This is a genomic window from Hydrogenivirga sp. (genome assembly GCF_056450045.1).
Window position 1 is genome coordinate 1 of the sequence record NZ_JBWONM010000119.1, and the last position, 5,328, is coordinate 5,328.

A 5,328-nucleotide genomic window follows, 5' to 3' on the forward strand; every position below is an offset into this window, starting at 1 on the left:
AGAATTGCGCTCGCTGCAACCACCGCAGGGTTTGCGAGGTAGGACTCGGACTTGGGATGTCCCATCCTTCCCGGGAAGTTTCTGTTGGAGGTTGATATGCATCTCTCTCCCTCGGCGAGGACCCCCATGTGTCCACCGAGGCACGGACCGCAGGTTGAGGTGGAAACCACGCATCCAGCTTCCACAAAGAGGTCAATGAGTCCCTCATGGAGAGCCTGATGGTAAACGTTCTTGGAGGCAGGGATTATTATACATCTGACGTAGGGATGGACCTTCTTACCCTTCTTCATGGCGGCTTCAAATACCTTTGCCGCCATCCTGAGGTCTTCGAGCCTTCCGTTCGTACAGGAGCCTATGAAAGCCTGATCAATGTTTATGTGGGTTGATTCGCTCACAGGATGGACGTTTGAGGGCAGGTAGGGCCAGGCGACGAGGGGTTCTATCTCCCCGGCATCCCATTCATAGACGGAGTGGTACTCAGCATCGGGGTCGCTCTCGTAAACCTTCCACTCCTTCTGTGCCCTCTCCTTGACATACTCAATCGTCTTTTCATCGGGGGCTATTATTCCGCTCTTGCCTCCAGCCTCTATAGCCATGTTGGTTATGGTAAGTCTCTGCTCAATTGAGAGCTCCCTTATAGCTTCTCCTTCAAACTCCATAGCCCTGTAGAGGGCTCCATCTACCCCTATCTGTCCTATGGTATGGAGTATGAGGTCCTTTCCCATAACCCAGGGCTTTGGCTTTCCGTAAAAGATGAACTTCATGCTCTCGGGGACCCTGAGCCATATCTCCCCGGTAGCCATGGCGTAGGCGATATCCGTTGAGCCAACCCCCGTAGCGAAGGCTCCTATCCCACCGTAGGTGCAGGTGTGGGAGTCAGCACCGACAACCAGGTCCCCCGGAACCACTATCCCCCTCTCGGGAAGTATGGTGTGCTCTATCCCCTCTCCCTCTTCAAAGAACCACTTTATGCCGTGCTTTCTCGCAAAGTCTCTCACCACCTTTGCCTGTTCAGCGGACTTGATGTCCTTCGCAGGAACGAAGTGGGAGAGGACGAGAGCTATCTTATCGGGGTCAAAGACTCTGTCTATGCCGTGCTTCTCAAGTATCTTTATGGCGAGGGGCGCGGTGACGTCGTTCGCCATGGCGAGGTCAATCTTGGCGGTTATCAGGTCGCCGGCTCTCACCTCTTCCTTGCCCGCGTGGGCAGCGAGTATCTTTTCAGTGATGTTCATTCCCATCAGACAACCTCCTTCTCTTCCTTAGTTTCTTCCTTACTTGCTTCAAAGGTTTTGGAGTCTTCCTTCTTGCAGCCGGTTTTCACCTCTACACCGTAGAGCTTAAGTATCTCAACAAACTCTTCACAGCTTATAGACTCCTTCTCCAGGAGCTTCTTAACGACCGCTTTCAGCGGTTCTCTGTGAGCCTCTATCGTGCTCTTTGCCAGCTCGTAAGCCTCCGTCAGTATCTTCTTGACCTCCTCGTCAATCTCCCTGAGGAGCTCGGGGCTCGTGTCTATGCTGTTGGTGACACCTCCGAGGAAGGGGTTGTTCACCCTCTTTATGGCTATCGGACCAACCTTCTCGCTCATTCCCCACATGGAGACCATCTTGTAGGCGAGCTCCGTAGCCCTCTGGAGATCGTTCTCCGCCCCGGTCGTTATACCTTCCTTGCCGTAGAAGACCTCCTCCGCAGCCCTTCCGCCCATCATTATCAGTATCCTGCTGAAGAGGTTCTTCTTATCGTATATGTGCTTGTCGTCTATAGGTAGCTGCTGGGTGACACCGAGAGCCATGCCCCTCGGTATTATTGATACCTTGTGGACAGGGTCCGAGTCTTCTGTCATGAAGCCCATCAGGGCGTGCCCAGCCTCGTGGTAGGCTATCTTCTCCTTCTCCTTGGGAGAGATGACCATTCCCTTTCTCTCAAGACCCATGGTTATCCTGTCTATAGCCTCCTCTATCTCCTCCATGGACACGGAGTCCTTTCCCTTCCTCGCTGCGAGGAGTGCCGCCTCGTTGAGGAGGTTCTCAAGGTCCGCCCCTGTAAAGCCGGGGGTCGCCCTCGCCACGAGCTCAAGGTCAACGTCCGGTGCAAGCTTCTTTCCCTTGGCATGTACCTTGAGTATCTCGTACCTTCCCTTCACGTCCGGTCTCGGTATGAATATCTGCCTGTCAAACCTGCCCGGTCTCAGGAGAGCGGGGTCCAAGATGTCGGGTCTGTTGGTAGCCGCTATCACGATTATCCCTTCGGACGTGTCAAAGCCATCCATCTCAACAAGAAGCTGGTTTAGGGTCTGCTCCCTCTCGTCGTGTCCACCGCCAAGGTTCAGTGCCCCTCTCGTCCTTCCGACCGCATCTATCTCGTCAATGAAGACTATGCACGGAGCGTGCTTCTTAGCTGTTTCAAAGAGGTCCCTAACACGGGCTGCACCCACGCCCACGAACATCTCCACGAAATCCGAGCCCGATATTGAAATGAAGGGGACATGCGCCTCACCCGCTATAGCCTTTGCCAGGAGCGTCTTCCCGACACCGGGCTCACCGTAGAGGAGAACCCCTTTGGGTGGTCTTCCTCCGAGCTTCTGGAACTTTATGGGGTCCTTCAGATACTCAATTATCTCCTTTACCTCTTCCTTTACCTCTTCAATCCCCGCAACATCGCCGAAGGTCACCTTGGGCTTCTCCTCTATATACACCTTTGCCCTGCTCTTTCCAAAGGAGAAGGCTCTCCCCGGACCCGCCTGACCTCCTCCGCTCATCTGCCTCATGAGGGCTATCCATATCCCTATGAACAGAAGTATTGGGAGCCATGATATGAATAGGTTTAGGAGCCATCCGCTCCCCGTGTCTCCCGCGTCTACCTCAACCCTCACACCCTTCTTGATGAGGTCGTCCACTATTGAGGAGCCCGGCGGTATGGCTGTCTCTATCCTCTGTCCGTCCTTGGTTGTGGCTATCAGCGTCCTTCCCTTTACCTGAACGTGCTGAACCTTTCCCTCATCAACGAGCTGGACGACGCTGTTGAGGGGGACCTTTGTTGCCAGCTCATGCCTCTGTTCAAATATATTGAAGGCAACTATAGTTGCCCCTATTATCAGTATCCATACAAAGAAGCTCTTGAACATCTGCACCGCACTTCCTCCTTGCGCTTACCTGTAAGAATAGAAGATAGGTTTCAGCTATCCTTTTTCAAGCACAGGAGCTTGCCTCTTCTTACCACCCTGAGCCCTCCCCCGAGGTCTATCTCCCCGCCCCTTCTCAGGAGCCTCCTTACCTGCTCCACCTTCGTAAAGCTTACAGCTCCTGTAAGCCTGAGTATCACCCTGCGCTGGAGGGCAAGGTGCTCTCTCTGCAGGGGATCTGCCCTTATGCATCCCTTCTCCCTCAAGCTCTCATATAGCTTTTCTGCCATCTCCTTCAGAAGATCGTCCTCAGCCTTTAGTATCTCTCTTGTCCTCAGGAAGGTCTCCTCAAGGTTAGGGTTCACCTCCTTGAAGATGGGTATGACCTCAAGCCTTATCCTGTTCCTGAAGAAGCTCGGGTCCCTGTTGCTGGGGTCCTCAACCCACTTCAGACCCTTCGCCTTGGCGTAGGCAAGTATCTCCTCCCTCGTGGCTCTGTAGAGGGGTCTGACTATTTCCCCTTCTTTGGATTCAAAGCCGAGGAACCCCTCAACGCCAGCACCTCTCACGAGCCATATCAGGGCTGTCTCCACAAGGTCGTTCAGGTGATGGGCTGTAGCTATCAGGTCAAAACCCTCCCTCTGGCGAACCTCTCTTAGGAAGGCGTATCTGAGCTCCCTCGCCGTCTCCTCCAGGTTCTTCCCTTCCCGCTGGGCTACCTCCCTGACCCTCTCCCTTCCGATGAATATCTTAAGTCCGAGCTCCTGAGCCATCCGCCTGCAGAACCCCTCCTCTTCCTCAGCCTCCTCCCTGAGCATGTGGTTGAAATGAGCTAAGGCGAGCCTCTCTATTCTTAGGAAGTTCTTCAGCTCCAGCATAGCGTGGGTGAGAACGACCGAATCAACCCCTCCCGAAAAGGCTACAAGCACCGAGCTTCCTTCTGGGATCAACCGCTCCTCCTTCTGGAGCCGGATGACCTTTCTTATAAGCTTGCTAAGCTCTTTCATCGCCGAGCTTTTCTAATAGCCTCTTCTTCACACTCTCGTAGTGAGGGTAGGCTATCCCCTCCTTCTTCATGAATTCAACCACCTCAAGGGCTTCCTTCACCTTACCCTCCCTCTCAAGGAGATAGACATAGACCTCAAAGGAGTTCAGCTGGGGGAGGTTCCCGCCGCTTCTTTCTTTGAGCTCCTCCTTGTACTCATCGTAGAGGGCTACATCCCTCTCGCAGTACCTTTTCATCTTCTCAAAATCCTTGAGTCTCTGAGCTAAGAGGACGAGGTCGTTCAGGATGAGGTGTGCTTCGTAGGGAGTGCCTTCCATCTTCAGTGCCTCATTGTAGAGCCATTCCGCTATCTCGTAGTCCCCCTCAAGGAGGGCTGTCTGGGCTATCGTTGCCAAGAAGGTTCTTTTTGTGTATAGGGGGTTCTCTATCTCTCCGCTGTCAAAGTGCTTTGCCTTGTATGGGAAGCTCAGGTTCTTTATTACCTTGACAGAGTAATACTTCTTTATACCCTTCTGGTACTTGGGCTCTAAGCTCTCATACCAGTCCCACAGATCAAGGGCTTTCAAGAGCCCTCCCTTTTCACGGAATATCTGGAAGACCTTGCCTATCATAGTTCCTTAAAGATAGGTTCTGAGGAGGTGGCTTCAAGAATCCTCCAGCTCACCCCTCAGGTACTTGTCATAGGCTGATAGGTCAAAGTAGCCGTGTCCCGAGAGGTTGAATAGGATGACCTTTTCCTCTCCCGTTTCCTTGCACCTTAAAGCCTCATCTATTGCAGCCTTTATCGCATGGGAAGACTCGGGAGCCGGAACTATCCCCTCTGTTCTCGCGAAGGTCAACGCCGCATCAAAAACCTCCGTCTGTCTGTAGGCTACTGCGTCTATATAGCCCAGGTCGTAAAGCTTACACACGAGAGGTGCGTCTCCGTGGTATCTCAGTCCTCCCGCGTGTATTGGAGGGGGTACGAACTCGTGTCCGAGGGTGTACATCTTTATGAGAGGTGTCAGACCCACCGTATCTCCAAAGTCGTACCTGTACTCGCCCTTTGTGAGGGTTGGGCAGGCTTCGGGTTCAACGGCAAGGACCTTCAGGCTCTCCCTATCACCACGGAGCTTGTCCGCCAAGAAGGGGAAAGAGAGCCCAGCAAAGTTGCTTCCTCCTCCGACCGCCCCTATAACAACGTCCGGATAGTAGCCCG

At 53.4% G+C, this 5,328-nt stretch carries 5 protein-coding genes; all 5 read right to left on the bottom strand.

The window, feature by feature from the left end; all coding sequences use genetic code 11:
* On the bottom strand, positions 1–1,241 hold a 1,241-nt coding region (leuC, locus tag AC1HCM_RS04955; RefSeq protein WP_479460661.1), incomplete at its 3' end, for a 3-isopropylmalate dehydratase large subunit.
* Positions 1,241–3,127: an ATP-dependent zinc metalloprotease FtsH gene (gene ftsH / locus AC1HCM_RS04960; RefSeq protein WP_479460662.1), complete on the bottom strand. Its 1,887-nt coding sequence runs from the start codon at positions 3,125–3,127 to the stop codon at positions 1,241–1,243. The genes leuC and ftsH, both read right to left, overlap by 1 nt.
* A 50-nt stretch (positions 3,128–3,177) precedes the next feature.
* Positions 3,178–4,131, bottom strand: a complete 954-nt coding sequence (gene tilS / locus AC1HCM_RS04965) for a tRNA lysidine(34) synthetase TilS (RefSeq protein WP_479460663.1) — start codon at positions 4,129–4,131, stop codon at positions 3,178–3,180.
* A complete protein-coding gene (locus AC1HCM_RS04970; RefSeq protein ID WP_479460664.1) occupies positions 4,118–4,741 on the bottom strand; it encodes a hypothetical protein in 624 nt (207 codons plus the stop codon). Before AC1HCM_RS04970 ends, tilS begins: the two co-directional genes overlap by 14 nt.
* A gap of 33 nt (positions 4,742–4,774) precedes the next feature.
* Positions 4,775–5,328, bottom strand: a 554-nt coding sequence (locus AC1HCM_RS04975) for a pyridoxal-phosphate dependent enzyme (RefSeq protein ID WP_479460665.1), incomplete at its 5' end; no start/stop codon positions are given.

What these genes read in the sequence shown, in the direction of transcription:
- ftsH (WP_479460662.1), bottom strand. Translation starts at nt 3,127, where the DNA reads ATGTTCAAGAGCTTCTTTGTATGGATACTGATAATAGGGGCAACTATA.
- tilS (WP_479460663.1), bottom strand. Translation starts at nt 4,131, where the DNA reads ATGAAAGAGCTTAGCAAGCTTATAAGAAAGGTCATCCGGCTCCAGAAG.
- AC1HCM_RS04970 (WP_479460664.1), bottom strand. Translation starts at nt 4,741, where the DNA reads ATGATAGGCAAGGTCTTCCAGATATTCCGTGAAAAGGGAGGGCTCTTG.